Origin of the sequence: Ramlibacter sp. GCM10027632 (assembly GCF_042675325.1) — a bacterium.
Taxonomy (GTDB): Bacteria; Pseudomonadota; Gammaproteobacteria; order Burkholderiales; family Burkholderiaceae_C; genus Ramlibacter.
This window is the reverse complement of record NZ_JBHTGW010000003.1, coordinates 136030-162088: the sequence shown is the minus strand read 5'-3', so window position 1 is coordinate 162088 and position 26059 is coordinate 136030. Positions and strand designations below refer to the sequence as shown.

Annotated in this window: 28 protein-coding genes; 14 read left to right on the top strand and 14 right to left on the bottom strand. The window is 72.9% G+C overall.

Annotated features, from left to right (window positions below):
- Positions 1–5: 5 nt before the first annotated feature.
- Both ACFQZY_RS06780 and ACFQZY_RS06775 read left to right on the top strand, forming a co-directional pair.
- Positions 6–1106 carry a patatin-like phospholipase family protein gene (locus ACFQZY_RS06780; protein ID WP_377414250.1) on the top strand — a complete coding sequence of 367 codons (1101 nt, stop codon included), beginning with the start codon at positions 6–8 and terminating at the stop codon, positions 1104–1106.
- On the top strand, positions 1103–2203 hold the full coding sequence (locus tag ACFQZY_RS06775; RefSeq protein WP_377414248.1) for an acyltransferase family protein: 1101 nt from the start codon (positions 1103–1105) through the stop codon (positions 2201–2203). The genes ACFQZY_RS06780 and ACFQZY_RS06775 overlap by 4 nt, the downstream gene beginning before the upstream one ends.
- Here the strand turns inward: ACFQZY_RS06775 and leuD are convergent.
- From leuD to ACFQZY_RS06755, 4 genes are all read right to left on the bottom strand, one after another.
- Positions 2154–2768, bottom strand: a complete 615-nt coding sequence (gene leuD / locus ACFQZY_RS06770) for a 3-isopropylmalate dehydratase small subunit (protein WP_377414246.1) — start codon at positions 2766–2768, stop codon at positions 2154–2156. The two genes, ACFQZY_RS06775 and leuD, sit on opposite strands and share 50 nt — an antisense overlap.
- 5 nt (positions 2769–2773) lie before the next feature.
- Positions 2774–4201, bottom strand: a complete 1428-nt coding sequence (gene leuC / locus ACFQZY_RS06765; protein ID WP_377414243.1) for a 3-isopropylmalate dehydratase large subunit — start codon at positions 4199–4201, stop codon at positions 2774–2776.
- Positions 4198–4749, bottom strand: coding sequence for a ribonuclease E activity regulator RraA (rraA, locus tag ACFQZY_RS06760; protein WP_377414241.1), 552 nt, complete (start codon positions 4747–4749; stop codon positions 4198–4200). Before rraA ends, leuC begins: the two co-directional genes overlap by 4 nt.
- A gap of 65 nt (positions 4750–4814) precedes the next feature.
- The gene (locus ACFQZY_RS06755) at positions 4815–5795 is read right to left on the bottom strand and encodes a Bug family tripartite tricarboxylate transporter substrate binding protein (RefSeq protein ID WP_377414239.1); all 981 of its coding nucleotides are present in this window, start codon (positions 5793–5795) and stop codon (positions 4815–4817) included.
- Positions 5796–5953: 158 nt separating this feature from the next.
- Here ACFQZY_RS06755 and ACFQZY_RS06750 point away from each other — a divergent pair, with 158 nt between their 5' ends.
- The 3 genes from ACFQZY_RS06750 (at position 5954) to ACFQZY_RS06740 (ending at position 9435) form a co-directional block, all read left to right on the top strand.
- The gene (locus ACFQZY_RS06750) at positions 5954–6868 is read left to right on the top strand and encodes an alpha/beta hydrolase (RefSeq protein WP_377414237.1); all 915 of its coding nucleotides are present in this window, start codon (positions 5954–5956) and stop codon (positions 6866–6868) included.
- A complete protein-coding gene (locus ACFQZY_RS06745) occupies positions 6865–7368 on the top strand; it encodes a GNAT family N-acetyltransferase (protein ID WP_377414235.1) in 504 nt (167 codons plus the stop codon). The genes ACFQZY_RS06750 and ACFQZY_RS06745 overlap by 4 nt, the downstream gene beginning before the upstream one ends.
- A gap of 90 nt (positions 7369–7458) precedes the next feature.
- A complete protein-coding gene (locus ACFQZY_RS06740; RefSeq protein WP_377414233.1) occupies positions 7459–9435 on the top strand; it encodes an O-antigen ligase family protein in 1977 nt (658 codons plus the stop codon).
- A gap of 95 nt (positions 9436–9530) precedes the next feature.
- Here the strand turns inward: ACFQZY_RS06740 and ACFQZY_RS06735 are convergent, their stop codons facing one another.
- Positions 9531–10436, bottom strand: coding sequence for a YgfZ/GcvT domain-containing protein (locus tag ACFQZY_RS06735; RefSeq protein WP_377414231.1), 906 nt, complete (start codon positions 10434–10436; stop codon positions 9531–9533).
- A gap of 68 nt (positions 10437–10504) precedes the next feature.
- Here ACFQZY_RS06735 and mltG point away from each other — a divergent pair, with 68 nt between their 5' ends.
- The 6 genes from mltG to ACFQZY_RS06705 are packed head-to-tail and all read left to right on the top strand — an operon-like array spanning position 10505 to position 15005.
- Positions 10505–11500 (top strand): endolytic transglycosylase MltG, encoded by a 996-nt coding sequence (mltG, locus tag ACFQZY_RS06730; RefSeq protein ID WP_377414229.1) that lies wholly within the window; start codon positions 10505–10507, stop codon positions 11498–11500.
- 6 nt (positions 11501–11506) lie between these two features.
- Complete coding sequence (tmk, locus tag ACFQZY_RS06725; RefSeq protein ID WP_377414227.1) at positions 11507–12139, top strand: dTMP kinase; 633 nt, start codon at positions 11507–11509, stop codon at positions 12137–12139.
- Complete coding sequence (locus tag ACFQZY_RS06720) at positions 12136–13128, top strand: DNA polymerase III subunit delta' (RefSeq protein WP_377414547.1); 993 nt, start codon at positions 12136–12138, stop codon at positions 13126–13128. The genes tmk and ACFQZY_RS06720 overlap by 4 nt, the downstream gene beginning before the upstream one ends.
- Before the next feature lie 5 nt (positions 13129–13133).
- Positions 13134–13496, top strand: coding sequence for a PilZ domain-containing protein (locus ACFQZY_RS06715; protein ID WP_377414225.1), 363 nt, complete (start codon positions 13134–13136; stop codon positions 13494–13496).
- 43 nt (positions 13497–13539) lie between these two features.
- A complete protein-coding gene (locus tag ACFQZY_RS06710; protein WP_377414222.1) occupies positions 13540–14343 on the top strand; it encodes a TatD family hydrolase in 804 nt (267 codons plus the stop codon).
- Between the two features lie 14 nt (positions 14344–14357).
- Positions 14358–15005 carry an ankyrin repeat domain-containing protein gene (locus ACFQZY_RS06705; RefSeq protein WP_377414219.1) on the top strand — a complete coding sequence of 216 codons (648 nt, stop codon included), beginning with the start codon at positions 14358–14360 and terminating at the stop codon, positions 15003–15005.
- Positions 15006–15125: 120 nt separating this feature from the next.
- On the opposite strand, the gene ACFQZY_RS06700 is transcribed toward ACFQZY_RS06705, so the two are convergent.
- Positions 15126–15920, bottom strand: a complete 795-nt coding sequence (locus tag ACFQZY_RS06700; protein WP_377414217.1) for a GNAT family N-acetyltransferase — start codon at positions 15918–15920, stop codon at positions 15126–15128.
- 145 nt (positions 15921–16065) lie between these two features.
- Here ACFQZY_RS06700 and ACFQZY_RS06695 point away from each other — a divergent pair, with 145 nt between their 5' ends.
- Positions 16066–16998, top strand: a complete 933-nt coding sequence (locus ACFQZY_RS06695) for a 1-phosphofructokinase family hexose kinase (protein WP_377414215.1) — start codon at positions 16066–16068, stop codon at positions 16996–16998.
- Between the two features lie 173 nt (positions 16999–17171).
- Positions 17172–17516, top strand: coding sequence for a hypothetical protein (locus tag ACFQZY_RS06690; RefSeq protein WP_377414214.1), 345 nt, complete (start codon positions 17172–17174; stop codon positions 17514–17516).
- Positions 17517–17591: 75 nt separating this feature from the next.
- Here the strand turns inward: ACFQZY_RS06690 and ACFQZY_RS06685 are convergent, their stop codons facing one another.
- The 4 genes from ACFQZY_RS06685 to ACFQZY_RS06670 all read right to left on the bottom strand — a co-directional run bounded on the left by ACFQZY_RS06685 (position 17592) and on the right by ACFQZY_RS06670 (position 21418).
- Positions 17592–18503: an LD-carboxypeptidase gene (locus tag ACFQZY_RS06685; protein ID WP_377414212.1), complete on the bottom strand. Its 912-nt coding sequence runs from the start codon at positions 18501–18503 to the stop codon at positions 17592–17594.
- Positions 18500–19630 carry a tRNA adenosine(34) deaminase TadA gene (tadA, locus tag ACFQZY_RS06680; RefSeq protein ID WP_377414210.1) on the bottom strand — a complete coding sequence of 377 codons (1131 nt, stop codon included), beginning with the start codon at positions 19628–19630 and terminating at the stop codon, positions 18500–18502. The genes ACFQZY_RS06685 and tadA overlap by 4 nt, the downstream gene beginning before the upstream one ends.
- A 46-nt stretch (positions 19631–19676) precedes the next feature.
- The gene (locus ACFQZY_RS06675) at positions 19677–20063 is read right to left on the bottom strand and encodes a translational machinery protein (RefSeq protein WP_377414208.1); all 387 of its coding nucleotides are present in this window, start codon (positions 20061–20063) and stop codon (positions 19677–19679) included.
- A gap of 65 nt (positions 20064–20128) precedes the next feature.
- Positions 20129–21418 (bottom strand): MFS transporter, encoded by a 1290-nt coding sequence (locus tag ACFQZY_RS06670; protein WP_377414206.1) that lies wholly within the window; start codon positions 21416–21418, stop codon positions 20129–20131.
- Positions 21419–21550: 132 nt separating this feature from the next.
- Here ACFQZY_RS06670 and ACFQZY_RS06665 point away from each other — a divergent pair, with 132 nt between their 5' ends.
- Positions 21551–22141: a DUF2878 domain-containing protein gene (locus tag ACFQZY_RS06665; protein WP_377414204.1), complete on the top strand. Its 591-nt coding sequence runs from the start codon at positions 21551–21553 to the stop codon at positions 22139–22141.
- On the opposite strand, the gene guaA is transcribed toward ACFQZY_RS06665, so the two are convergent.
- The 4 genes from guaA to guaB form a co-directional block, all read right to left on the bottom strand.
- Positions 22092–23711, bottom strand: a complete 1620-nt coding sequence (gene guaA / locus ACFQZY_RS06660) for a glutamine-hydrolyzing GMP synthase (RefSeq protein ID WP_377414202.1) — start codon at positions 23709–23711, stop codon at positions 22092–22094. The genes ACFQZY_RS06665 and guaA overlap by 50 nt on opposite strands.
- A gap of 5 nt (positions 23712–23716) precedes the next feature.
- Positions 23717–24133, bottom strand: a complete 417-nt coding sequence (locus ACFQZY_RS06655) for a type II toxin-antitoxin system VapC family toxin (RefSeq protein ID WP_377414200.1) — start codon at positions 24131–24133, stop codon at positions 23717–23719.
- Entirely contained in the window at positions 24120–24431 is a 312-nt protein-coding gene (locus ACFQZY_RS06650) for a type II toxin-antitoxin system Phd/YefM family antitoxin (protein WP_377414198.1), read from the bottom strand. Before ACFQZY_RS06650 ends, ACFQZY_RS06655 begins: the two co-directional genes overlap by 14 nt.
- A 99-nt stretch (positions 24432–24530) precedes the next feature.
- Positions 24531–26006: an IMP dehydrogenase gene (gene guaB / locus ACFQZY_RS06645; RefSeq protein ID WP_377414196.1), complete on the bottom strand. Its 1476-nt coding sequence runs from the start codon at positions 26004–26006 to the stop codon at positions 24531–24533.
- Positions 26007–26059 lie beyond the last annotated feature (53 nt).

Here is a 26059-nt window from a genome sequence, read left to right as displayed (position 1 = left end):
ACCCGATGTCCCGCTCCCGTTCTCCTGCACTCGTCCTCCATGCCGGGCCCCGCGCCCGGCAGCACCTGCTGACCCACGGCCTGTCGCCGCGGGACATCGCCGTCATTCCCGGCGCGGCGGGCGGCCCCAAGGGCCTGGTGCTGACGGCGCTGGACCAGTTCCTCTTCGGCGAGTGGCTGCGGGGCAGCCGCCAGACCATCCACCTGGTGGGTGCCTCCATCGGCGCGTGGCGCCTGGCCACCGCCTGCCTGCCGGACCCGCGCGAGGCCTTCGAGCGCTTCGCCCGGGCCTACACCGGGCAGCGCTACGAGGTGCCCCCCGGGCGGCGGCACCCGACGGCGGACCATGTCTCCGAGCGCTTCGCAGGCAGCCTGCGCGCGTTCTACGACGGCCAGGTCGACGCCGTGCTGCGGCATCCCCGCTACCGCCTGCACGTGGTGGCCGCGCGCGGCCGGCACCTGCTGCGGCGCGAGCACCCCCTGGCCACGCCGCTGGGGTATGCCGGCGCCTTCCTCTCGAACGCGCTGAGCCGGCGCGCGCTGGGCGGCTGGCTGGAGCGGGTGATCTTCTCGACGGGGGAGGGTGGCCTGCCCTTCGCCGCGCATGACTTCCGCACCCGCCAGGTGCCGCTGAACGCGCAGAACTTCCACGCCGCGCTGCAGGCCAGCTGCGCCATCCCGTTCGCGCTACGCGCGGTGCAGGACATCCCCGGCGCGCCGCCCGGCGCCTACTGGGACGGCGGCATCACCGACTACCACCTGCACCTGAACTACCACGCGCCGGCCGGCGGCGGCGGCCTGGTGCTGTACCCGCACTTCCAGCGCGCGGTCGTGCCCGGCTGGCTCGACAAGGGCCTGCGCTGGCGGCATGGCGCCACCCCCTTCCTGGACAACATGCTCCTGCTCGCGCCCGATCCCGCCTGGGTCGCCACCCTCCCCAACGGCAAGCTGCCCGATCGCACCGACTTCGCCCGCTACGGCCATGGCGAGGGGGTGGCCGAGCGCACCCGGGCCTGGGACGCCGCGGTCGCGGCCGGCCGGCAGCTGGCCGACGAGTTCGCCGCCTGGCTGGACCGGCCGGACCTGTCGCGGATCCAGCCGCTGTGAGCCCCGGACGCGTCCTCGGCTGGGACCTGCTGCGCGGGCTGTGCGCGCTGGCGGTGGCCAGCTACCACCTGATGGTCTGGCAGGGCCTGGCCGACCTGCCGACCCTGGCCACCTACGGCGTCTACCTGTTCTTCCTGCTCTCCGGGGCGAGCCTGGCCTATGTGTACGGCGACGGGCTGCGTGACCCGCGCTCGGTGGCCGGCTTCCTGGTGCTGCGGTGGCTGCGGTTGGCGCCCCTGTACCTGGCGGTGTGCGTGGGCTTCCTGGCGATGCTGGCCGCGCGCGATGGCGCGTGGACCGACCAGCTCGGTTTCCGGCTGGCGCTCAACGCCAGCTTCGCCTTCGGCCTGTACGACCCCGGGGTGTGGGCCCTGGCCATCGGCGGCTGGTCGCTGGGCATCGAGTTCGTGTTCTACCTGGCCATGCCCGCCCTCGTGCGCGTGCTGCCGCGGCCGGGCCTGCGCTGGGTCGTGCTCGCGCTGCTGGTCGCGGTGCAGGCCGGCTGGATCGCCGCCACCGTGGGCGCGCACGGGCTGGCCGCGGCCAGCGTGGCCTACCACCAGGTGCCGGCCTTCGGGGCGTATTTCTTCGCCGGCTGCCTGGTCGGCTGGGCGCAGCGCCGGGGGCTGCCGCCGCTGTCCGCGCGCGCCGGGGCCGCGGTGTGGCTCGCCATGGGGGCGCTGCTGCTGGCGCTGGCTCCCGCCGTGCCGGGCGACGAGCTCGTGGGCTGGCGCGGCGTGCTGCTGCCGGCGGCCTGCGCGCTGTGCGTGTGGGCCAGCGGGCGGGTGGTGCTGTCGGGGCGGGCCGCGACGCTGGCGGCCTGGCTGGGGGACGTGACCTACGGCGCCTACCTGCTGCACCCCATGGTGTTCTTCGGCTTCACCTGGTTCGTCCTGCCGGCGTTCACCGGCACGCCGATCGAGCAGCTGCCGGCGGCGACGCGGTGGGCCGTGCTGGCGGGCGGGCTGGCGGTGACCTGCGCCCTGGCCAGGGCCAGCGAGCGCTGGTTCGAGCGCCCGCTGCGCAGCGCCGGCCGGCGCCTGCTGCCTACGCCATCCAGGGCTGGCGGGCCAGCGCGTCCTGCTCGAACCGCCTGATCTCGTCGGCCCATTGCAGGGTCAGGCCCACGGCGTCCAGGCCGTTCAGCAGCATGTGCCGCTGCAGCGGGTCGAAGTCGAAGCGCAGGCAGCGGCCGTCGCCGGGCGTGCGGATCTCGCCGGCGGCGAGGTCCACCGTCATCTCGCAGCGCGCCGGGTCGGCGGCCAGGGCCAGCAGGCGCTCCACCTCGGCGGCGGGCAGGCGGATCGCCGGCACGCCGTTGCGGGTGCAGTTGTCGCCGAAGATGCCGCCGAAGGTGGTGCCGATGACGCAGCGGATGCCCAGCTGCCGCATGCCCCAGACCGCGTGCTCGCGGCTGGAGCCGCAGCCGAAGTTCGGGCCGGTGACCAGGATGCGGGCCGCCGTCCAGGGCGACTGGTTCAGGACGAAGCCCGGGCGCGGGCGGCCCGGCGCCTCGAAGCGCAGGTCGTGCAGGAAGCCCTCGGCCAGGCCGCTGCTGCGGTCGATGCCGCGCAGGAACTGCTTGGGCATGATCTGGTCGGTGTCCACATGGGCGGCGGGCAGGGCGGCCGCCACGCCGGTGAGGGTGGTGAAGGGTTCCATGGTGTTCAGCCCTGCGCCGGCAGCAGGCGGCGCACGTCGGTGATCGCGCCGGTGACGGCGGCGGCCGCCACCATCGCCGGGCTCATGAGGTGGGTGCGGGCGCCGGCGCCCTGGCGCCCCTCGAAGTTGCGGTTGGTGCTGGAGGCGCAGCGGTCGCCGGCCTGCAGGTGGTCGTCGTTCATGGCCACGCACATCGAGCAGCCGGCCTGGCGCCACTCGAAGCCGGCCTCCTCGAACACGCGCGCGATGCCCTCGGCCTCGGCCTGGGCGCGCACCTGGGTCGAGCCGGGCACGGCGATGGCGCGCACGCCCGGCGCCACCTTGCGCCCGCGCAGCACGCGGGCGGCGTCGCGCAGGTCGTCGATGCGGCTGTTGGTGCACGAGCCGATGAAGGCATGGCTGATCGCCAGGCCGTCCATGGCCTGGCCGGGGGCCAGGCCCATGTACTCGAGGGCGCGCTCCATGCCGCGGCGGCGGGTGGGGTCGCGCTCGGCGGCGGGGTCCGGCACGGGCTGGCCGATGGCGCCGCCCTGGTCCGGGCTGGTGCCCCAGGTGACCATGGGCGCGACGTCCGTGGCGTCGATCGTGACGGTGGCGTCGAAGGCCGCGTCGTCGTCGCTGCGCAGGCCGCGCCAGGCGGCCACGGCCTGGTCCCACAGCGCGCCCTGCGGCACGCGCGGGCGGCCGTGGAGGTAATCGAACAGGGTGTCGTCCGGCGCGACGATGCCGCCGCGCGCGGCGGCCTCCACCGCCATGTTGCACAGGGTCAGGCGGCCCTCCACGCCCATCGCGCGCACGGCCTCGCCGGTGAACTCGATCACGTGGCCGCTGGCGCCGTCGGCGCCGATCCGGCGTATCAGGGCGAGCACCAGGTCCTTGGCGGTGACGCCCGGGCCCGGGCGGCCGGTGAACTCGACGCGCATCGACTTCATGGGCGTCCAGACCAGGGTCTGGGTCGCCAGCAGGTGCTCGATCTCGCTGCTGCCGATGCCGAAGCCGAGCGCGCCCATGGCGCCGTGGCTGGTGGTGTGGCTGTCGCCGGCGGCGATCACCATCCCGGGCAGCACCAGGCCCTGCTCGCTGGCCACGATGTGCTCGATGCCCTGGCGCGGGTCCAGCATGTCGTACAGCTCGATGCCGTGGCGCGCGCAGTTCTGCGCCAGCAGCGAGACCTGGGTGGCGCGCGCGGCGTCGGCGATGACCATGGTGCGGGCGCTGCGCTCCGGGGTGGTCGGGTTGACGTGGTCGACCACCGCGATCGTGGCCTGCGGCCGCCACACGCTGCGGCCCGCCGCATGCAGCGCGGCGAAGGCCTGCGGGCTGGTGTACTCGTTGAGGACCTGGCGGTCCACGTACAGCAGCACCTTGCCATCGTCGAGGGCGCGCACGGTGTGCGCGTCGACGATGCGGCGGTACAGGGTGCGGCCGCTCACCGCGGGGCCTGCGAGGCGGTGCCGGCGTAGGCCGCGGTCGCGGCCACCACGTCGTCGACGGCGATGTCGGCCTCGGTCAGGCCCTCCGGCAGGACGATCACGCCGTCCTCGTCGGCCACCAGCCGGCGGCCGGGGATGAAGGTGATCCCGCCGAAGGTGACCGGCACGTCCACCTCGCCGGCGCCGTCGCGGCTGCCGCGGCGCGGCACGGTGCCCAGGGCCTTGACGCCGATGTCCATGCCGTCGATCTCGAGGCAGTCGCGGATCACCCCGTTGATCACGAGCCCCGCCCACCCGTTGCGGCTGGCGACACCGGCCATGACATCGCCGAACAGCGCGCGCGCGACCGAGCCGCCGCCGTCGATCACCAGCACCTGGCCGTTGCCCGGCTGGTTGACGGCGTTGCGCATGAGGCCGATGTCCTCATGGCAGCGGATCGTGCGGATCGGGCCGGCGAAGGCGCGGCGCCGGCCGTAGCCGCGAAAGGGAAGGGCGCAGGCCTGGGCGTCCTCGCAGGCGTCGCACAGGTCGGTGGTCTTGGGGATCATGCGGAAGTCATCTCGGGTACTTCAGGGGGGGCGTGCGGGCCCTCGGGCCCGGCACGCGCTGGCGCTCAGTCGGCGCGGACGTTGGCTTCCTTGACCAGCTTGGCCCAGGCGACGGTGTCGGTGGCCAGGAAGCGGGCAAAGTCCTCGGGCGAGCCGCCCAGGATCTCGCCGCCCTGGGAGGCGATCTTCTCCGCCACGTCCGGCATCTTCAGGATGGCGGCGATCTCGGTGTTCAGCTTCTGGGTGATCTCGCGCGGCAGGCCGGCGGGGCCCATCACCGCGAACCACTGCAGCATCTCGGCGTTGGGCACGCCGGCCTCGGCCAGGGTGGGCACGTTGGGCAGCAGCGGCGAGCGCTTGGCGGCGGTGATCGCCAGCAGGCGCAGCTTGCCCGCAGCGGCGTGGGTCATCACGTTGGGCGGGCTCTCGAAGTTCAGTTCGACCTGGCCGGAGAGCAGGTCGACGATGGCCTGGCCGCTGCCCTTGTACGGGATGTGCGTCATCTGCGTGCCGGTGGCCAGCATGAAGCGGGCGGCGCCCAGGTGCTGGGCGCTGCCGCCGCCGGAGGAGGCGAAGCGCAGCGCGCCGGGCTTGGCCTTGGCCAGGGCCACGAAGGACTTCACGTCCTGCGCCGGCACGTTGGGGTTCACCGTGAGCAGCAGCGGGGTGCTGGCGACACGGATGATGGGCGTGAAGTCCTTGATCACGTCGTACGGCAGCTTGGGGTACAGCGCCGGGGCGACGGAGTTGGAGTTGCTGTGCGCCATCAGCAGGGTGTAGCCATCGGGCTTGGCCTTGGCCACCAGGTCGGCGCCCAGGGTGCCGGCGGCGCCGGCCTTGTTCTCGATGACCACGGGCTGGCCCAGGCGCTCGGAGAGCTTCTGGCCGATGACGCGGCCCAGGACGTCGGTGAAGCCGCCGGGGGCGAAGCCCACGACGATGCGCAGCGGCTTGTCGGGCCAGGCCTGGGCGAGCGCGGGGCCGGCGAAGGCCAGGCCGAGGAGGGCGGACAGCGCCAGGCGGCGCGGGAGCTTGAAGCGGGGCATGGGGTCTCCTGCGTGTGGGACGGAAAGCGGCGATTGTCACCGCTGCGCGGCGGCCTTCCTGTCATGTCCGCGTCCCGGATGCGGGCGCGCCGGCGGGCCCGGTTACGATGCCCCAGTTTTCCAGCCGACCGATGCCACACCCGCGACTCACCCCTGCGATGCGTTCCGTGCTCCAGCGCATGGCCCGCGCGGGCAAGCCTCCCCTGCACACCCTGCCGCCGGCGCAGGCCCGCGCCGCGTACGAGGCCGGCGCCGGCGTGCTCGAGATCTCCAGGCCGGCGCTGGCCCGCGTCGAGGACTTCACGATCCCCGCGCGCGACGGCCATGCGCTGCCCGCCCGCCTGTATGCCGGCGAGGGCGCGGCGCCGCGCCCCTGGCTGCTGTACCTGCATGGCGGCGGCTTCACCGTGGGCAGCATCGCCACGCACGACACGCTGTGCCGCGAACTGGCGCGCCGCAGCGGCTGCGCCGTCGTGTCGCTCGGCTACCGCCTCGCGCCGGAACACCGCTTCCCGGTGGCGGTGGACGACAGCTGGGACGCGCTCCAGTGGCTCGTGCGCGAGGGCACCAGCCTCGGCCTGGACCCGGCCCGCTTCGCCGTGGGCGGCGACAGCGCCGGCGGCACCCTGGCCACGGTCTGCGCCATCGCCTGCCGCGACGCCGGCCTGCCGCTGAGGCTGCAGCTGCTGGTCTACCCCGGCTGCGCGCCGCGTGCCGAGCTGCCGTCGCGCCTGCATTACCGCGAGGGCCTGCTGCTGGACGAGACGCTGATCGACTACTTCTTCGCCCAGTACATCGCCGAGCACGAGCGCGATGACTGGCGCTTCGCCCCGCTCAACGCCCCGGACGTCGACGGCGTCGCCCCGGCCTGGTTCTGCCTGGCCGAGTGCGACCCGCTGGTGGACGAAGGCCTGGCCTACGCGGACAAGCTGCGCGCCGCCGGCGTGCCCGTGCAGCTGGAGCTGTACCACGGCGTGGTGCATGAATTCATCAAGATGGGACGGGTGATCCCCGAGGCGCTGCAGGCCCATGCCGACGCCGCGCGGGCCCTGTCGGAGGCGCTGCTCGCATGAACGACGACACCCTGGCCCCGCTGCGCGCGCTGGCGGCGGACTTCAAGGCCGGCCTGCCGGTGCTGGCCGTGCGCACTGGCGACTGGGCCTCGCTGCGGGACGACGCGGCCCCGGTCCGCGTCCGGGTCTTCGTGCACGAGCAGGGCATCCCCGCCGAGATGGAGTGGGACCAGGACGATGCCACCGCGCTGCATGTGGTCGTGGCCAGCCGCGCCGGCGTGCCGGTGGCCACCGGGCGGCTGCTGCGGGGCGGCCCGGGCATCGCCAAGATCGGCCGGGTCGCGGTGCACGAGGCGCTGCGCGGCGCCGGCGTGGGCCGGCTGGTGATGCGCACGCTGATGGACGCCGCCCGCGACCGCGGCGACCGCGAGGTGGTGCTGCATGCGCAGCGCAGCGCCGAGGCGTTCTACCGCGACCTGGGCTTCATCCCGCGGGGCGAACCCTTCGACGAGGTGGGCATCCCCCACATCGAGATGGCCGCGCCGCTGCGGGCCGGCTGAGGCATGGCGCGCCACCGCAGCGCCCGTCCGGCGGCCCCGGCCGCCGCGCCCGCCATCCCGCCAGCGGCTGCAACCACCGCGACGACCTCGATGCCCGCCTGGCAGGACCGGCCCGCCGCGCTGCTCGCGCTGATGGCCCTGCTCGTGCCCGCCCTGGGCGTGCCCTCGGAGCTGATGCTGCAGGACACCTTCAAGTCCGCCGCGGTCGCCTTCCTCACGCTCGGTGCGGCGCTGGCCTTCTTCTGGGCGCAGCGCCGCGAGGCCGCGCCGGTCCACTGGCACGCGGTGCTGTGGCTGCCGCTGGCGCTGCTCGCCTGGGCGCTGGGCAGCATGGCCTGGTCGCATGCGTTCCTGGGCGGGGTGGAGGCGGTGCGCTGGACGCTGTTCACGCTGCTGGCGTGGCTGGCGATGCAGCTGCTGACCCCGCAGCGCCTGCCCTGGCTGGCGCTTGGGGTGCATGCCGGCACCGTGGCCTGCTCGCTGTGGGCGGCCTTGCAGTTCTGGTTGGACTGGCGTTTCTTCCCGCAGGGCCCGAACCCGGCCTCCACCTTCGTCAACCGCAACTTCTTCGCCGAGTACGCGGTGAGCGCGCTGCCGTTCTCCTGGCTGCTGCTGGCGCAGGCCCGCCGGCCCGCGGCCATCGCCGCGATGGCCGCGAGCACCGGCCTGGTCGTCGTCGCGATCGGCATGACCGGCACGCGCGCGGCGCTGATGGCGCTGTGGCTGCAGGTGCTGGTGGTGCTGCCTCTGCTCGTGTGGCGGTGCCGCCGCCAGGTGGCGCTGGCCGGCTGGGATGGCCGGCGCCGCGCCATCGCCGCGGGCGTGCTGCTCGCCACGATCGCAGTGCTCGGCGCGATCCCCACCGGCAACGCCCGCATCGCCGAGGAGGGGCGCGGCCTGACCCCGGCCGCCCGGGCCCTGGTCCGCACCCAGTCGATCCGGCCCGACGACCCCTCGCTGGGCCTGCGCATGCAGATGTGGCAGGCCACCGGCCGCATGGTCGCGGCGCACCCGCTGGCGGGCGTGGGTGCCGGTGCCTGGGAGGTGCAGGTGCCGCGCTTCCAGGCCGGCGGCGCGCAGCTCGAGACCGACTACTACGTGCACAACGAATTCCTGCAGCTGGTCGCCGAGTACGGCCTGGTGGGCTGGGCGGTGCTGGCCGGCCTGCTGGCCTGGCTGCTGCGGGTGGCGGCGGCCACGCTGCGGGATCGCGCACCGGCGGCGCAGGCCGAGGCGCCGTGGCGCGCCACGGCGCTGGCCTCGCTGCTGGTGCTGATGGTGGTGAGCCAGGTCGGCTTCGCCTGGCGGCTGGCGGCCACCGGGGCGCTGTTCGCGCTGTGCCTGGGCCTGCTGGCGGGCTCGCAGGCCCGGCTGGCGGCGCCGCGCCGGCTGGAGGCGTGGCCGATCCAGGGCTGGTCCGCGCAGGCGGCGCGGCTGGGGGTGATCCTGTCGGCGGGCGCGCTGGTGGTCGCGGCGATCATCACCGCCCGGGCCGCCGAGGTCGAGCGCAAGCTGGTCGAGGCGGCGCGGATCGCGCTGACCATCACCGCCTCCGGCCGCCCGCAGGACCCGGCCTGGGGCCCGGCCCGCGCGCAGATGCTGCGGCAGGTGGAGGAGGCGGTGGCCCTCAACCCGCACTACCGCAAGCTCACGCCGATGGTGGCCGACGAGCTCGCCCGCTGGGGCGACTGGTCCAACGCCACCTGGATCTGGGAGTCGGTGCTGGCCTCGCGGCCCTACGTCGTCGCGCTCCTGACCAACGCCGCGCGCGGCCACGCCAACCTGGGCGACGACGCCGGCGCGCGGGCCTACCTGGCGCGGGCCCTCGCGGTGCAGCCGGATGCGCCCTCGGTGCGCTCGCTGGAGGTGGTGCTGCTGGCGCGCGGCGGCGACGAGGCCGGGGCGCTGGCCCGGGCGCGCGACGCGGTGGCGCGCGGCGCCGCGGATGCGGACATGGTGCTGGCCGCCTTCGTGCTCGCGCGCCAGGCGGGCGACGACGCGCTGGCGGCGCGTGCCCGGGACCTTGCCACGCCGCAGCAGCGGGCCTGGATGGACCAGCAGCGCTGAAGGCCGCGGCGCGGGGCCGTCGCGACCCCGATGCCCCGGGCGCCACGGCGTCCCGATCCCCGTGCGAGCCGGATGCCGGGGGCCCGCCGTTGCCGTCAGATGTCCGCGAGCAGCTCGTACGGCAGCGGCTGCAGCGACAGCACCGGCCCGCCGGCCGCGCCCGCATGCAGGCTGCCGCCTTCCATGGCCGCCAGCTGCAGCGAGACGATGGCGTCCCAGCCGCCGCCCGGTGCCGGCGCGGCCTGGGCCACCAGGCCGCAGGGCTGCTCCGGGTCTGCCGAGTGGAAGATCTCCTGGCCGGCCTGCAGGGGCGCATCCGCATGGGCCAGCGTGGCGCGGCGCTTGAGCGTGCCGCGGAACTGGCTGCGGGCCACCACCTCCTGGCCGGGGTAGCAGCCCTTCTTGAAGTTGACGCCGTCGACCGACTCGTAATTGAGCATCTGCGGCACGAAGGCCTCGAACAGCGGCTGGCCCAGGGTGGCGACGCCGCTGCGCACCTCACCCCACAGCCAGGCCTCGTGCGCCAGCGCCGGGCCGGCTGGCTCGGGCGTGCCGGCCGGCGCCAGCCAGAGGGCGCGCGGCTGGCCGTCTGCGGGGTACAGGCCGACCACCTGCGCCTCGCCGCGCGCCTCGACGGCCCAGGGCGCGAGCGTGGCGCCGGCGGCCGCGCCGGCCAGCCCGCGCAGGCTGAATTCCGCGGTGGCATCGGTCAGCCTGGCCTTGGCGCGCAGCACGAACATCGACAGCCGCTTGAGCGTTGCCGGCAGCAGGTCCCGGCTCACCACCAGGGCGATGTCCTGCGGCCCCAGCGGCACGGCGACGAAGCTGGCCTGCATCCGGCCCTTGGCCGAGAGGAAGGCCGCCAGGCGCGCGCGTTGCGGCGGCAGCAGCAGGAAATCGTGGGTGAGTTGGCTGTGGAGGAACTTGCGGGCGTCCTCGCCGGCCGCCCGGATCACCCCGAGGTGGGGCAGGGCGGCCACGCCATCCAGTCGCGTGGTCATCGCTGAATTATCATCCCCGATCACCGTCCCCTGCCCGAACCGGGCCAGTCCCCATCTCCCCTTTGCTCGTGCGGCGCCTCCTCCTGAATGTCCTGATCGCCGCGGCCCTCGCCGCGATCGCCGTCGCCGGCAGCCTGCTGTGGTGGGTCCACCAGCCGATGGCGCTGCGCGCGCCGCGGGTGGACCTGTCCATCGAGCCCGGCACCCTGCCGCGCGAGGTGGCCCGCGTCGTGCGCGAGGCGGGCGTGGACGTGGAGCCGTTGCTGCTGTTCGCGTGGTTCCGCGTGTCCGGCCAGGCCCGCCAGATCAAGGCCGGCAGCTACGAGCTGGAGGCTGGCGTCACGCCGCGCGCCCTGCTGGCCAAGCTGGCACGCGGCGACGAGGCGTTGCGCGCCGTGACCCTGATCGAGGGCTGGACCTTCCGCCAGTTCCGCGCCGCCATGGCCCGCGAGGCCGACCTCAAGCCGGACACCGCCGGCCTGAGCGACGAGGCGGTGATGGAGCGCCTGGGCCGCCCCGGCGTGCCCGCCGAGGGCCGCTTCTTCCCCGACACCTACACCTTCAGCAAGGGCGCCAGCGACACCACCGTGCTGCGCCGCGCCCTGCAGGCCATGGACCGCAAGCTCGAGGCCGCCTGGGCCCAGCGCTCGCCGCAGGCCATGGCGCGTACGCCGGCCGAGGCCCTGGTGCTGGCCAGCATCGTCGAGAAGGAGACCGGCCGCGCCGGCGACCGCCCGATGGTCTCCGCGGTGTTCAACAACCGCCTGCGCATCGGCATGCCGCTGCAGACCGACCCCACCGTGATCTACGGCCTCGGTCCCGCCTTCGACGGCAACCTGCGCCGCGCCGACCTGGTGGCCGACACGCCCTGGAACACCTACACCCGCCGCGGCCTGCCGCCCACGCCCATTGCCATGCCGGGCAAGGCCTCGCTGCTCGCGGCGGTGCAGCCGGCCTCCAGCCCGGCGCTGTATTTCGTGGCCCGCGGCGACGGCAGCAGCCATTTCAGCCAGACGCTCGACGAACACAACCGGGCCGTCAACAAGTACCAGCGGGGGCAGTGAACGGGCATGGACCAGGGACTCTTCATCAGCTTCGAAGGCATCGACGGTGCCGGCAAGTCGACCCACATCGACGCCCTGGCCCAGGCCTTCGCCGCCGCCGGCCGGCGCGTCACCCGCAGCCGCGAGCCCGGGGGCACGCCGCTGGCCGAACGCCTGCGCGAACTGGCGCTCCATGAGCCCATGGATGCCCTGACCGAGGCCCTGCTGATGTTCGCCGCCCGCCGCGACCACCTGCAGCAGGTGATCGAGCCGGCCCTCGCCGCCGGCGGGGTGGTGATCTGCGACCGCTTCACCGACGCCACCTTCGCCTACCAGGGCGGGGGCCGCGGCTTCGACTGGGACACGCTGGCCCAGCTCGAACGCATGGTGCAGGGCAGGGCGGGGCAGGGCCTGCGCCAGCCGCACCTGACGGTGCTGTTCGAGCTGGACCCGGGCGAGGCCGCCCGCCGCCTGGCCGGCGCGCGCGTGCCGGACAAGTTCGAGTCCCAGCCGCTGGACTTCTTTGCCGCGGTGCAGGCCGGCTACCGCCGCCGTGCCGAGGCGGAGCCGGCCCGCTTCGCCCGCATCGATGCCGCGCAGCCGCGCGAGGCGGTGTGGGACGCGGTGCGCGGCGCCGTGGCCGCGCGGGGGTGGCTGTGACCGCCCCGTGGATCGCCGGCCAGGTGCGGGCCCTGCAGGCCCAGCCCGGCCACGCACTGCTGCTGCAGGGCCCCTCGGGCCTGGGCCAGTACGACCTGGCGCTGGGCCTGGCGCGGGCCTGGCTGTGCGAGTCGCCCTCGGCCGACGGCGCCTGCGGCACCTGCGCCAGCTGCCACGCGATCGACGTGCGCACCCACGCCGACCTGTGCTTCCTGATGCCCGAGACCCACATGCTGGCCCTGGGCTGGCCGCTGTCGGAGAAGGCGCAGAAGGAGATCGACGACAAGGCCCGCAAGGCCAGCAAGGAGATCCGGGTCGACGCCATGCGCGACGCGGTGGAGTTCTCCCAGCGCACCAGCGCCCGCGGGCGCGGCAAGGTGGTGGTGGTCTACCCCGCCGAGCGCATGAACGCGATCACGGCCAACACCCTGCTCAAGACGCTGGAGGAGCCGGTGGGCGAGGTGCGCTTCATCCTCGCCAGCGAGGCGGCGCACCAGCTGCTGCCCACCATCCGCAGCCGCTGCCTGACCCACACCCTGGCCTGGCCCCAGCCCGGGGAGGCGCTGGCCTGGCTGCTGGCCGAGGGCGTGCCCGAGGCCGACGCCGCAGTGCTGCTGCGCGCCGCCGGAGGCCGCCCGGAAGATGCCCTGCGCCGCGCCCAGGCCGGGCGCGATGCCCGCCAGTGGAGCCAGCTGCCCAGGGCCGTGGCCCGCGGCGAGGTCGCGGCCCTGGGCGACTGGTCGCCGGCCGAGGCGGTCGATGCCCTCCAGAAGCTGTGCCACGACCTGCTGGCCACCGCCGCCGGCGGCGTACCGCGCTTCTTCGCGGCCCAGGACCTGCCCGCCGGCGCCTCGCTGCCCCAGCTGGCGGCGTGGTGGCGTGAACTCGCCGCAACGATGCGCACGGTCGAACACCCGTTCAACGCCGGATTGATGCTGGAGTCGCTTGTGACCCGCGCGCGGGCGGCCCTACACTCGGGGCGTCCCTGAGCCTCATGAGCACGCCCCTCCCCACCCCGCCCCGGCCCAGCGTCATCCAGCTGGCGATCCGCGAGAAGGCCGCCCTCTACGCGGCCTACATCCCGCTGTTCAAGGAAGGCGGCGTGTTCATCCCGACCACGCGGGACTACAAGCTCGGTGACGATGTCTACGTGCTGCTGTCGCTGCCGGACGACCCCCAGCGCTACCCGATCGCGGGCAAGGTGGCCTGGGTCACCCCGGCGCGCGCCGCGGCCAACCGCACCCAGGGCGTCGGCATCCGCTTCCCGGCGGACGAGAAGTCCCGGCTCCTGAAGATCAAGATCGAGGAGATCCTGGGCAGCCACCTGGCCTCCGACCGGCCGACCCAGACCCTCTGATCCCTGTTTCCCCCGGGCGCCCGCGGGGCGCTCCCTCCGTGCCATGTACGTCGATTCCCACTGCCACCTGAGCTTCCCCGAGCTGCGCGAGCAGCTGCCCGCGATCCGCGAGGCCATGGCCGCCGCCCGGGTCGACCGGGCCCTTTGCATCTGCACCACGCTGGAGGAGTTCGGCGACGTCCATGCCCTGGCCGTGGCCCATGACAACTTCTGGGCCACCGTCGGCGTCCATCCGGACAACGAGGGCGTGCAGGAGCCCACGCTGGAGGACCTGGTGCGGCGCTCGGCCCTGCCGCGGGTCGTCGCCATCGGCGAGACCGGGCTGGACTACTACCAGATGGACGACCGCAAGGGCGGCCGCAGCGTGGCCGACCTGGAGTGGCAGCGCGAGCGCTTCCGCACCCACATCCGCGCGGCACGGCAGGTCGGCAAGCCGATGGTGATCCACACCCGCGCCTCCTCGGGCGACACGCTGGCCATCCTGAAGGAGGAGGGCGAGGACGGCTCCCCGGGCAGCGCCGGCGGCGTCTTCCACTGCTTCACCGAGACGGCCGAGGTGGCGAGGGCGGCGCTGGACCTGGGCTACTACATCTCCTTCTCCGGCATCCTCACCTTCAAGAGCGCGGCCGAGCTGCGCGAGGTGGCCGCCTTCGTGCCGCTGGACCGCATGCTGATCGAGACCGACAGCCCCTACCTCGCGCCGGTGCCCTACCGCGGCAAGACCAACTCGCCGGCCTACGTGCCCTACGTTGCCGCCCAGATCGCCCAGCTGCGCGGCATGACGCCGGAAGCGGTGGGCGAGGTCACCAGCGCCAACTTCGAACGCCTGTTTCCCGAGGCCCGATGATGATGAGAAGCTGGATGAGGTTTGTCGCTTATCTGGTTGTCATTATTGGAGTTTCTTCGTCGTTCGCTGGCTCGTACGAGGACTTTTTCACCGCCATCCGGCGTGATGACACCGGCACCCTCCGCCAACTCCTGCAGCGCGGCTTCGACCCCAACACGCCCAGCCCGGAGGGCCAGCACGGGCTCTACCTGGCGTTGCGGGACGAGGCGCCCCGGGTGGCGGAGCTCCTGGCCGGCTGGCCGCAGACCCGGGTCGAGCACCGCAACCTGGCCGACGAGAGCCCGCTGATGATGGCCGCGCTCAAGGGCCGGCTGGCGATCGCCCGCAAGCTCATCGAGCGCGATGCCGACGTCAACAAGCCCGGCTGGGCGCCGCTGCATTACGCCGCCACCGGCGGGCACCTGGACATGATCCGGCTGCTGCTGGAGCACCATGCCTACATCGACGCGGAGTCGCCCAACGGCAGCACGCCGCTGATGATGGCTTCGATGTACGGCTCCTCGGACGCGGTCAGGCTGCTGCTCGACGAAGGCGCCGACGCCAGCCTGAAGAACCAGCTCGGCCTGGACGCCCGTGCCTTCGCACTGCGCGTGGGCCGGCAGGATGTGGCGGACCTGATCGCCGCGAGGCTTCGGCAGAAGGCGCCCGCCGGCGCCTGGTGAATGCGGCCCCGACTGGGGCCGATCCATCGCCATGAAAATAACACGATGTGCGTTATGTCAAATAACGAATCGAGCGACGCCGGCAAGGCCGGCAGCGACCGCCCCCGCCCGCCCCTTGCCTCACCCGTCCTTGCGATCGACTTCGGTGCGCAGCACGGTGTAGCGGGTCAGCGCCTCCTGCGGCGCGACCACCCCGCCCAGCCGCTCGGCCAGCGCCATGACACGCGGGCTGCGGGTCTCGCCGATCACCGCCCGGTAGCCCGCATCGCCCGCACCCCGCGCCTGGGCCTGCTTGAGCGCCTTGCCGATGCCGTGCCCGCGAAGCTCCGGGTCCACCAGCAGCTGAGACACGCAGACTTCCGACGCCTCCAGTCCTTCATCCTTCAGCACGGCGGCTTCCTGGGGCGTCTGGGTGTGGCGTGGATGGGGATCCAGCGTCGCGCAGCCGACGACCCGGCCGTCGACGACGGCGATGAAGGCATCGTGGCGCGGGTTGCTCGCCATCCAGGCCTGTACCGTGGCGCTGGCCGGCCCGGGCGCGGTGCCTTCGTCGCCGGCCTCGTTGTCCGGCGCGCACCGCTCGAGGAACGCCTCCATCGGCGCCAGGTCCTTGGGCGTGGGACGCCGCACCAGCGCCTCGACGCCGCTGCGGGTGAAGAAGCGGATCTCCACCGGCGGCTTCACGGCCGCCAGGTCGTGATTGGCCCGCGGCTCGAGGGACGCGGCCTTGGCCAGCTGGCGCGCCCCCAACGGCGGGGCATCGGCCGGGGCCTGGGACAACGCCTGGGACAGCGCGCCGGGCACGCGCGGCGGCATGGGCGGCAGCCGCGTCGCCATGGGCCCGCCCGCCTGGCGCAGCGCGCTGCGGCCCAGGTTGCCCATCCATCCGAACAAGGAACTCACGGTCTTGAACATGTCGGCCTCCCAGTAGCGCCCGGCCACCCGGCCAGGCCGCGACGAGGTTAGGCCCGGGCGCGGCGCCGCGGGTCGCCCGTCCGGGTAAGCCCGGTGTGGCTCGAGCGCAAAACCGGGGATACCGCACAGTCCGCACAATAGGCCCATGGCCGCCTTTCTCACCGTCACGCTCAACCCTGCCCTCGACCTGAACACCACCGTGGACCGCGTGGTCGACGCCCACAAGCTGCGCTGCGGCGAGCCGGTCATCCACCCCGGCGGCGGCGGCGTGAATGTCGCCCGCGTGCTCCACCGCCTGGGCGCTGACGTGCTGGCCCTCTACACCGTCGGCGGCGCCACCGGCGAACGGCTCAGCCGCCTGGTGGTGGCCGAGGGCGTCCCCAGCCTGTACCTGCCGATCGGCGGCGAGACGCGCGAGAGCTTCACCGTGCGCGAAACCGCCACCGGCCATGAATACCGTTTCGTGCTGCCGGGCCCCACGCTCAACGACACCGAGTGGCAGGCGGCGCTGGACCGCGTCGCCACCCTCCCCTCGGTCCCGCGCTGCATCGTCGCCAGCGGCGGCCTGGCGCCCGGTGTCCCGGACGATTTCTACGCCCGGCTGGCCCGCCTGGCACGCGCCCGCGGGGCCCGCCTGGTGCTCGACACCGCCGGGCCGCCCTTGGCCGAGGCCTTGCGCGAGGGCGCCTGGATCGTCAAGCCCAGCCTGCGGGAACTCAGCGACCTCGTCGGCCGCCCCCTGGCGACGGCGCAGGCGCGGGAGGCGGCGGCGCGTGCCCTGGTGGACAGCGGGCAGGCGGAAGCGGTCGCCCTGTCCCTGGGCCCGGAAGGCGCGCTGCTGGCCACGGCGGAGGGCGTGTTCCGCGCGAAGCGGGTGGATGTCGCGGTCGCCGGCACCGTGGGCGCCGGCGACAGCTTCCTGGCCGGCCTGGTCTGGGCCCGCGACCAGGACTCGCCCTGGCCCGAGGCCCTGCGCACGGCCGTCGCCGCAGGGACCGCGGCGCTCATCAGGCCGGGGACCGAGCTGGCCCGGCCCGCCGATATCGAGGCCCTGCGCGGGCGTGTCGAGGTCGAGTGAGTACTCCGATTCAGGTGAGTTCTCACGAATGGTTACCAACCCGTTGATTTTTCTCTGGTTTTTACTGTCGCAATAAAAACACAGTCGGCTTGCGGAAGAGCATTCTCCGGAACTACTCTCCTGGACATGCCGATAGCTAAGTTCTCAGGACAGGTCACGCAGGCGGGAGTCGCATGCGCTGGCTGAAGCCGAACCTGCGAAGCAGCCTGTACGCCCTGCTCGGCCATGGCTCAGAGCCGTCGGCGGACCATGTCCACCTGGCCCTGGACCGCATCCGCGATGCGATGCTGGAACTGCTGGGCGAGGACGGCCAGGCCGCCTACCCGGCCTTCGTGCGGCGGGTGCGCTTCGCGGCTGATCCGCAGGCGCTGTGGTTCGCGCGCAGCGACCTCATGGGGGCGCTGGCGGCCCTGCACGGCGAGGCCCGTGCCCGCCAGCAGCTCGAGTCGGTGACGGCCATGTTCACCGGCCTGCTGCCGGCCAGCCTCGAGCCGCGGCCCTCGCGGCACCCGCGCTGAGCCCGCTGACGGCCTGATCCGCGCCGGCGGCAGGCGGCATTCCAAGGGGCCGCCTGCCCCGCGGGCCCTGCCCGCTCAGTGCGCGTGGCCCCAGAGCACCAGGGCGTCGCGGCCCTCCACCACCAGGTCGACCTCGCGGCCCACGGGCAGGACGACCTTGGTCGCCACATGCCCGAACGGCAGGCCAGTGAAGACCGGCGCCTTGACCCGGGTGCGCAGCCAGTCCACCACCGTCTGCAGCTTGAACCCCTTGTCGTGCGGCACCGCCTTGTAGTTGGTGAACTGCCCCAGCAGGATCGCCTTCTGCCGCCCCAGGAGGCCGGCGTGGAGCAGCTGCGTGAGCATCCGCTCGACGCGGTAGGGGTGCTCGTTCACGTCCTCCAGGAACAGGATGCCGCCGTCGGCGGGCGGCAGGTAGGGTGTGCCCACCAGCGACACCAGCACGCTCAGGTTGCCGCCCCACAGCGGGCCATGGGCGCGCCAGGGCTTCTCGCGCGCCTCGGCGCGGGGCAGCTGCCAGCCGGTGCCCTCCCCCGCCCCGCCGGCCAGGTCGTCGAAGCAGGCCAGCATGATGTCGTCGGGCTCGCCCTCGACGCCGAAGTCCTCGCCCAGGGCCGGGCCGGCCCAGGTGGTGGCGCCGGCGCGGGCGGCCACGGCGTTCTGGAGGGCGGTGAAATCGCTCAGGCCGACGAAGCGCGTGCCGCGCTCGATGGCGCGGGCCACCGCCTTGTAGCGGATGTCCGGCAGCAGCCGGGTCAGGCCGTAGCCGCCGCGCGTGATCAGGGCGATGTCGGCGCCGCTGGCGGCGGCGCGGTGGATGGCGGCCAGGCGGGTGGCGTCGTCCCCGGCAAAACGCATGTGGCTGGCGAAGGCGGCCTCGTCGACCTCGACCTCGTGGCCCAGGGCGCGCAGGCGGGCGATGCCGCGGCGCGCGGCGGCCTTGTCGCGCACCGCGCTGGAGGGGGAATAGATGTAGATGTGGCTCAAGCGGCGTCCTCGGGAAACTGGCCGAGGGCGCGTGCCGCGGCGAGCACGCCGTCCTCGGGGGAAATGGGGTCGGTCGGCGCCACCAGGCCCTCGAAGGCCCGCAGCGCGGCGCGGTGGCCGCGGTCGGGGAACGGGGCATCGAAGGCGTCGTGCGTGGCCGCATTGGCGCGCGGCTCCACCTGCAGCAGGCCGACGCAGCGCTCGGGCAGCGCCAGGCGCAGGCCCTTGCCCAGGGGCAGGCCGGCCGCCTGCACCACCACCACCTGGCGCAGGTCCAGGCGCAGCACCAGGTCACGCAGCACCGACAGGTGCCAGTCCAGGTCGTGCGCGGTTTCGCGCTTGGGCTTGTCGCTGCGGCCGAAGCCGGCGAGGTCGGGCGCCACCACGCGGTGGCCGGCGCGCAGGAAGACCGGGATCATGTCGCGGAACTGGTAGCTCCAGGCGGCCGGGCCGTGGACGCACAGCCAGGTGCGCGGCGCGTCCTGCGGGCCCTCGTCGACATAGTGCAGGCGCAGGCCTGCCAGCGACGGCAGGTCGGCCAGGTAGTTGGGCGTCCAGGGGAAGCCGGCCAGCGACTCGAAGCGGCTCTCCGGCGTGCGCAGCGCGTCCTCGCGCAGCGGCTGCCCGCCGGCGCGCTGGTCCTCGCGGCGCTGGCGGAAGAAGCCGCCGAGCAGCTCACCGCAGTCCTGCGCGAGCACGCCGCCCTCGATCGCGGTGTGGTGGTTCAGGCGCTCCTGCGCGAACAGGTCGACCACCGAGCCGGCGGCGCCGGTCTTGGGGTCCTGTGCGCCGTAGACGACGCGCGCCAGCCGGGCATGGAGCATGGCGCCGCTGCACATGGCGCAGGGCTCCAGGGTCACGTACAGCTCGCAGCCGTCGAGGCGGTAGTTGCCCAGGGCCTGGGCCGCCATGCGCAGCGCCTGCACCTCGGCATGGGCCGTGGGGTCGTGGCTGCCGACCGGGGCGTTGTGGCCGGTGCCGACCACCCGGTCGCCCTGCACCACCACGGCGCCCACCGGCACCTCGCCGGCCTCGGCCGCCCGCTGCGCCTGCTCGATCGCCAGGCGCATGAAGGCCTGGTCGCGGCGGGCCTTCTCGTCGCTGCTGGAAGTGGAAGGCTGTTGCATAGGCGGCGATCGTACCCGGGCGCGGCCGGGGACCGCCGCCGCGTCCTCAGACGGACAGGCGCATCCGGTCGGAAGCGATGAAGAACTTGCGCGCGTAGGCCAGGAGCTGGCCGTCGGTGGGATGGTCGGACGACTCCACCGACACCACCTTCTCGGCCACGGCCGGGTGCTGCTTCAGGAGGTACTTGTACAGGACGGTCTTCTCGGTGCCCGGGCCGGTCAGGAGGATGGCCTCGGCATCCTTCACGGCGGAGACGACCTGCTCCAGGTAGGCGCGGTCCTCGCCGGTGCGGCCGCCGTTGCCGCCGGCCTTCACGTGCAGGTGCGGCTTGTGGGCGGACTTGATGATGTCCGTCTGCGACTCGTCGCGGTTGAAGTGGATGACGTGGGCCTCGGTGTGGTCCAGCCAGGCGACGACGTGAAAGCTGTGCATGCGTTCCTTTCGAGTGTTGACGGACTCAGGTTAAACCCGCGGTCCGCCCCGCCCGTTGACGCACGTCAACCCGTGGTCGAAGCGCCTTCCATGGTCAGGTTGACCTGCTTTTTCCGCTGGCGCACGCGCAGGTACAGCCAGCCCGCGATCGAGAGGTTCAGGAGGTTCCAGCCGATGCCGTTGAGGAAGGCGGCGCGGTAGCTGCCGGTGAGGTCGAACACCCAGCCCGAGAGCCAGCCGCCCAGGGCCATCCCCACCAGGGTGGCCATGATCACCGCGCCCACCCGCGCGCCGGCCTCCTGGGGCCGGAAGTGCTCGCGCACGATGATCGCGTACGAGGGCACGATGCCGCCCTGGAACAGCCCGAACATCGCCGACACCACGTACAGCGACACCAGCCCGTCGAACGGCAGGAACAGCAGCAGCGCCAGGCCCTGCAGCGCCGACCCGAGCAGCAGCGTGGCCACCCCGCCGATGCGGTCGCAGATCATCCCCGAGACCAGCCGGCTGACGATGCCGCAGGCCAGCATCAGCGAGAGCATCTGCGCGCCGCGGGCGGCGCCGAAGCCGAGGTCGGAGCAGTAGGCCACGATGTGCACCTGGGGCATCGACATCGCCACGCAGCAGGCCACGCCGGCCACGCACAGCAGGAACTGGGCGTGCGCCGGGCGCAGGCCGAAGGGCCGGTCGGTGCCGCCGCTGGCGGCTGCGCCGGCCCGGGGCGCCGCCCCGTCCACCAGCGGGGGGCGCTGGCGCATGGCCAGCGACAGCAGCAGCATGCCGGCGCCGCAGGCCAGTCCCATGCCGATGTAGGTGTGGCGCCAGCCGATGGTCTCGATGCCCCACTGCACCACCGGCGGCCAGAACGAGCCGGCGACGTAGTTGCCGCTGGCGCACACGGCCACCGCGATGCCGCGGCGGCGGTTCCACCACAGGGCGGTGTCCGCCATCAGCGGGGCGAAGGTGGAGGAGCTCCCCAGCAGGCCGAGCAGCAGGCCGTGCGCGAGGGCGAAGGTCCAGATGCTGGCGGACAGGCCGGCCCAGACGAAGCCGCCGCACACCGCCGCGGCCCCGATCCACAGCACGCGGCTGATGCCGTGGCGGTCGGCGATGCGCCCCGTGAACAGGCCGCCCAGGCCCAGGGCGACCATCATCACCGTGTAGGGCATGGCGGCGTCGGCCCGGCCCACGCCGAATTCGGCCTGCACCGCGGGCAGCACCACGGAGACCACGTACATGCCGCTGTTGCCCAGGGTCACCAGGCCCAGCGTCGCGAGCAGGCGCCACGCGGCGTAGCGCGAGTCGATCAGCGCAGGGTCGGCCGGCGCGTGGCGCGCGGAGGCGGCGGATGGCATGGCCATGACTCTAAGGCCTGGCGCGTGCCGCCGACAGCCGCCTGGGGGACACGGCCCGGACCCGCCGCCGGCGGCGGCCGTGATTCACCCCGGGCGGCGCGGGGACGGGCACCTTCCTAGAATCCCCGCATCATGGATCGCCTGATCAATGCCCTGGGGTTCCAGGCCGGCTGGTGGGCCTGCGTGGCGGGCGTCGCGTCCGGGTACGAGGTGCCGGCGCTGGCCTTCTGCGGCGCGCTGGCGCTCGCGCACCTGTACACCTCGGCGCAGCCCGCGCAGGAGGCACGCCTGGCCGGCGCCAGCCTCGCGCTCGGCATCCCGCTGGACACCCTGCTGCAGCAGTTCTCGGTGATAGATTTCCACGGCCTGGCGATCGGGCCGCTCAGCCCGCTGTGGCTGTGGATGCTGTGGGTGCTGTTCGCGCTGACCCTGAATTCCTCGCTGGCCTTCCTGCAAGGCCGGCACTGGGCGCTGTCCGCGGCGCTGGGCCTGGTGTTCGGCCCCCTCGCCTATGCGGGTGGCGCGGCCCTGGGCGCCGCGTCGTTCGACGGCGCGCCCGGCCACCTCGCCGCGCTGGCGGGGGCCTGGATGCTGGCGCTCCCGGCGCTGGTGCAGCTTGCGTGCCGGAAGCGCCGGGCGCAGGCGCCGCGTGAGGCCGGGGCGCCCGCCCCGCTCACTCCCACTCGATCGTCGCGGGCGGCTTGGAGCTCACGTCGTAGGTGACGCGGTTGATGCCGCGCACCTCGTTGATGATGCGGCCCGAGACCTTCTTCAGCAGCGCGTAGGGCAGTTCGGCCCAGTCGGCGGTCATGAAGTCGCTGGTCTGCACCGCGCGCAGGGCCACGACGTAGTCGTAGGTGCGGCCATCACCCATCACGCCCACGCTCTTGACCGGCAGGAACACGGTGAAGGCCTGGCTGGTCAGGTCGTACCAGGTCTTGCCGGTCGACGGGTCGGTGAAGTTGCGCAATTCCTCGATGAAGATCGCATCGGCGCGACGCAGCAGGTCGGCGTACTCCTTCTTCACCTCGCCCAGGATGCGCACGCCCAGGCCGGGGCCCGGGAACGGGTGGCGGTACACCATCTCCGGCGGCAGGCCCAGGGCCACGCCCAGCTCGCGCACTTCGTCCTTGAACAGGTCGCGCAGCGGCTCCAGCAGCTTCAGGCCCAGCTGCTCGGGCAGGCCGCCCACGTTGTGGTGGCTCTTGATGGTGACGGCCTTCTTGCTCTTGGCGCCGCCGGACTCGATCACGTCGGGGTAGATCGTGCCCTGAGCCAGGAAGGTCGCGCCTTTGTGGCCGCCCGTGCCCGCCTTGAGCTTGGCCGCCTCGGCCTTGAACACGTCGACGAACAGGCCGCCGATGATCTTGCGCTTCTTTTCCGGGTCGCTCACGCCGGCCAGCTGGCCCAGGAACAGGTCGCTGGCGTCGACACGGATCACCTTCGCGTGCAGCTTGCCCTCGAACATGTCCATCACCATGTCGCCCTCGTTCAGGCGCAGCAGGCCGTGGTCCACGAAGACGCAGGTCAGCTGGTCGCCGATGGCGCGGTGGATCAGGGCCGCGGCCACCGAGGAGTCCACGCCGCCGGACAGCCCGAGGATCACTTCCTCGTCGCCCACCTGCTCGCGGATCTTCTGCACGGCCTCCTCGATGTGGTCCTTCATGACCCAGTCCGGCCTGGCCTGGCAGATGCCACGCACGAAGCGCTCGAGGATGGCGTGGCCCTGCACCGTGTGCGTGACCTCGGGGTGGAACTGCACCGCGTAGAAGCGGCGGGCCTCGTCGGCCATGCCGGCGATGGGGCAGCTGTCGGTGGAGGCCATCAGCTTGAAGCCCGGGGGCAGCTCGGTCACCTTGTCGCCGTGCGACATCCACACGTTGAGCATGCCGTGGCCCTCGTCGGTGGTGTAGTCGGCGATGTCCTTGAGCAGCTCGGTGTGGCCGCGGGCGCGCACGGCGGCGAAGCCGAACTCGCGCTTGTGGCCGCTCTCGACCTTGCCGCCCAGCTGGTGCGCCATGGTCTGCATGCCGTAGCAGATGCCCAGCACGGGGACGCCCAGCTCGAAGACGGCCTGGGGCGCCTTGTCGGTGCTGTCCTCGTACACGCTGGCATGGCTGCCGGAGAGGATCACGCCCTTGAGCTTGCCGTCGGCGGCGTACTGGCGGACCCAGTCGTCGGTCACGTCGCAGGGGTGGACTTCGGAGTAGACATGGGCTTCGCGCACGCGGCGCGCGATCAGCTGCGTGACCTGGCTGCCGAAGTCGAGGATGAGGATCTTGTCGTGTTGCATGGGGTTCAGGTGAGATCGGTAATCACGGGATGATCGAGCGCAAGGCAGGCGCGCAGCAACTGCTTGTCCATGGTGACCAGGGGCGCCTTGAGCTCGAGCGCCAGGTTCAGGTAGGTGCCGTCGTACGGTGTCAAACCCAAGGACTGGCACCAGGACCAGTACTCGAGCGGCGAAACGCGAATGGGTGCCAGGGACACCGGCAGGCGGCTGAGCAGACGCAGCACGTGCTGGTGTGCGCTGGGGGTGAAACGACCGCGCTGCAGTGCCTTGCCGGCGGCATGCAGGGCCTCGACATGGAACAGGGCCGGCGTGGTCGCGCTCTCTTCCTGGGTCATCACCCGGATCAACGCCTGCGATACCTTGTCGCCGCCCTCGTCCGGGAATGCCCAGCTGGCGAAGGCAGAGGCGTCAATCACCACCATGGCCGGCCTTCTTGCTGTCGTTCCACGCGCCACCGCGCTCGTCGCGGTCGCGCTTGTGTTCTTCCCAGAGCTCGGCAAAACCCGGCTGGCCCGCTCCCACCTTCGCGCGCAGGGCCTGCAGTTCAGCGACGATGGCCTGCCGGCGCGCCTCGATGCTGGGCTGCTCGGCGTCAGGCTCCCGGATCAGGCGGATCACCCGCTTGCCGTGGCGCGTCAGCACGACTTCCTCACCCTGCTCGACGGCGCGAATCAGCTCAGAGAGCTGGCTCTTTGCTTGATGGATGGGAACGGTTTGCATTCTGGCCCGAATCTCTGCAGATATGGTCAGATTTTAGCCGTGCCCATGAAAAAGGGCCAGAAGATTCTGGCCCTTTTGGGAGGTCATTCCACGGACACCTCACTCCGTCCGGTAGTTCGGCGCTTCCTTGGTGATCTGCACGTCATGCACATGGCTCTCGCGCATGCCGGCGGCGGTGATCTGCACGAACTCGGCCTTGTTGCGCATCTCCTCGATGCTGGCGCAGCCGCAGTAGCCCATGGAGGCGCGCAGGCCGCCCGCCATCTGGTAGACGATCGCCACCAGCGAGCCCTTGTACGGGACACGGCCCTCGATGCCCTCGGGCACCAGCTTCTCGGCGTTGGGGTTGGTGCTGCTGGCTTCCTGGAAGTAGCGGTCGGCGCTGCCCTGCTGCATGGCGCCGATGGAGCCCATGCCCCGGTAGCTCTTGTAGCTGCGGCCCTGGTAGAGGATCACTTCACCCGGGGCCTCTTCGGTACCCGCGAACATGCCGCCCATCATCACCGTGCTGGCGCCGGCGGCGATGGCCTTGCCGATGTCGCCCGAGTAGCGCACGCCGCCGTCGGCGATCAGGGGCACGCCCGAGCCCTGCAGGGCGGTGGCCACGTTGTCGATGGCGGTGATCTGCGGCACGCCCACGCCCGCGACGATGCGGGTGGTGCAGATCGAGCCGGGGCCGATGCCGACCTTCACGCCGTCGGCGCCGGCTTCGACCAGGGCCAGGGCGGCTGCGCCGGTGGCGATGTTGCCGCCGATCACGTCGACCTGGGGGTAGTTCTGCTTGACCCAGCGCACGCGCTCGATCACGCCCTTGCTGTGGCCATGGGCGGTGTCGACCACGATGGCGTCGACGCCGGCCTTGACCAGGGCCTCGACGCGTTCCTCGGTGCCGGCGCCCACGCCCACCGCCGCGCCCACGCGCAGGCGGCCGGAAGCGTCACGCGCGGCATTGGGGAAGCTGGTCTGCTTGGTGATGTCCTTGACGGTGATCAGGCCCTTGAGCTCGAAGGCATCGCCCACGACCAGCAGGCGCTCGAGCTTGTGCTTGTTCAGGAGGGCCTTGGCCTGCTCGGGCGTGGTGCCGTCCTTGTCGTTGACGGTGACCAGACGCTCACGCGGGGTCATGATCTGGCTGATCGGCAGGTCGTAGCGGGTCTCGAAGCGCAGGTCGCGGCCGGTGACGATGCCGACCACCTTGCCGCCCTCCACCACCGGGAAGCCGGAGAACCCGAGCTGCTCCTGCAGCTCCAGCAGCTGGCGCACGGTGTGCGAGGGCGAGACCACGAACGGGTCGCGCAGCACGCCGGACTCGTAGCGCTTGACGCGCAGCACCTGGGCGGCCTGCTCCTGCGCGGTGAGGTTCTTGTGGATGATGCCGATGCCGCCTTCCTGCGCCATGGCGATGGCCAGGCGGGCTTCCGTCACGGTGTCCATCGCGGCGGACACCAGCGGCAGGTTCAGCGTGATGTTGCGGGTCAGGCGCGTGGCCAGGGAGGTGTCCTTGGGCAGGACCTGGGAGAACGCTGGCACCAGCAACACGTCGTCGAAGGTGAGCGCTTTTCCGAGAAGGCGCATGTGAAAGGCTCCAAAAGACGGATTGTATCTGGCGGGTGCGTGCGGTTTTCCGC

Coding starts and splice junctions, on each gene's coding strand:
- ACFQZY_RS06675 (WP_377414208.1), bottom strand. CDS start 20,063: ATGCACAGCTTTCACGTCGTCGCCTGGCTGGACCACACCGAGGCCCAC.
- guaB (WP_377414196.1), bottom strand. CDS start 26,006: ATGCGCCTTCTCGGAAAAGCGCTCACCTTCGACGACGTGTTGCTGGTG.
- ACFQZY_RS06755 (WP_377414239.1), bottom strand. CDS start 5,795: ATGCCCCGCTTCAAGCTCCCGCGCCGCCTGGCGCTGTCCGCCCTCCTC.
- tadA (WP_377414210.1), bottom strand. CDS start 19,630: ATGCAACAGCCTTCCACTTCCAGCAGCGACGAGAAGGCCCGCCGCGAC.
- ACFQZY_RS06780 (WP_377414250.1), top strand. CDS start 6: ATGTCCCGCTCCCGTTCTCCTGCACTCGTCCTCCATGCCGGGCCCCGC.
- ACFQZY_RS06715 (WP_377414225.1), top strand. CDS start 13,134: ATGAGCACGCCCCTCCCCACCCCGCCCCGGCCCAGCGTCATCCAGCTG.
- ACFQZY_RS06690 (WP_377414214.1), top strand. CDS start 17,172: ATGCGCTGGCTGAAGCCGAACCTGCGAAGCAGCCTGTACGCCCTGCTC.
- ACFQZY_RS06650 (WP_377414198.1), bottom strand. CDS start 24,431: ATGCAAACCGTTCCCATCCATCAAGCAAAGAGCCAGCTCTCTGAGCTG.
- ACFQZY_RS06700 (WP_377414217.1), bottom strand. CDS start 15,920: ATGTTCAAGACCGTGAGTTCCTTGTTCGGATGGATGGGCAACCTGGGC.
- ACFQZY_RS06655 (WP_377414200.1), bottom strand. CDS start 24,133: ATGGTGGTGATTGACGCCTCTGCCTTCGCCAGCTGGGCATTCCCGGAC.
- ACFQZY_RS06695 (WP_377414215.1), top strand. CDS start 16,066: ATGGCCGCCTTTCTCACCGTCACGCTCAACCCTGCCCTCGACCTGAAC.
- ACFQZY_RS06750 (WP_377414237.1), top strand. CDS start 5,954: ATGCGTTCCGTGCTCCAGCGCATGGCCCGCGCGGGCAAGCCTCCCCTG.
- tmk (WP_377414227.1), top strand. CDS start 11,507: ATGGACCAGGGACTCTTCATCAGCTTCGAAGGCATCGACGGTGCCGGC.
- ACFQZY_RS06735 (WP_377414231.1), bottom strand. CDS start 10,436: ATGACCACGCGACTGGATGGCGTGGCCGCCCTGCCCCACCTCGGGGTG.
- ACFQZY_RS06705 (WP_377414219.1), top strand. CDS start 14,358: ATGAGGTTTGTCGCTTATCTGGTTGTCATTATTGGAGTTTCTTCGTCG.
- ACFQZY_RS06665 (WP_377414204.1), top strand. CDS start 21,551: ATGGATCGCCTGATCAATGCCCTGGGGTTCCAGGCCGGCTGGTGGGCC.
- guaA (WP_377414202.1), bottom strand. CDS start 23,711: ATGCAACACGACAAGATCCTCATCCTCGACTTCGGCAGCCAGGTCACG.
- ACFQZY_RS06745 (WP_377414235.1), top strand. CDS start 6,865: ATGAACGACGACACCCTGGCCCCGCTGCGCGCGCTGGCGGCGGACTTC.
- rraA (WP_377414241.1), bottom strand. CDS start 4,749: ATGATCCCCAAGACCACCGACCTGTGCGACGCCTGCGAGGACGCCCAG.
- ACFQZY_RS06710 (WP_377414222.1), top strand. CDS start 13,540: ATGTACGTCGATTCCCACTGCCACCTGAGCTTCCCCGAGCTGCGCGAG.
- ACFQZY_RS06740 (WP_377414233.1), top strand. CDS start 7,459: ATGCCCGCCTGGCAGGACCGGCCCGCCGCGCTGCTCGCGCTGATGGCC.
- leuD (WP_377414246.1), bottom strand. CDS start 2,768: ATGGAACCCTTCACCACCCTCACCGGCGTGGCGGCCGCCCTGCCCGCC.
- ACFQZY_RS06670 (WP_377414206.1), bottom strand. CDS start 21,418: ATGCCATCCGCCGCCTCCGCGCGCCACGCGCCGGCCGACCCTGCGCTG.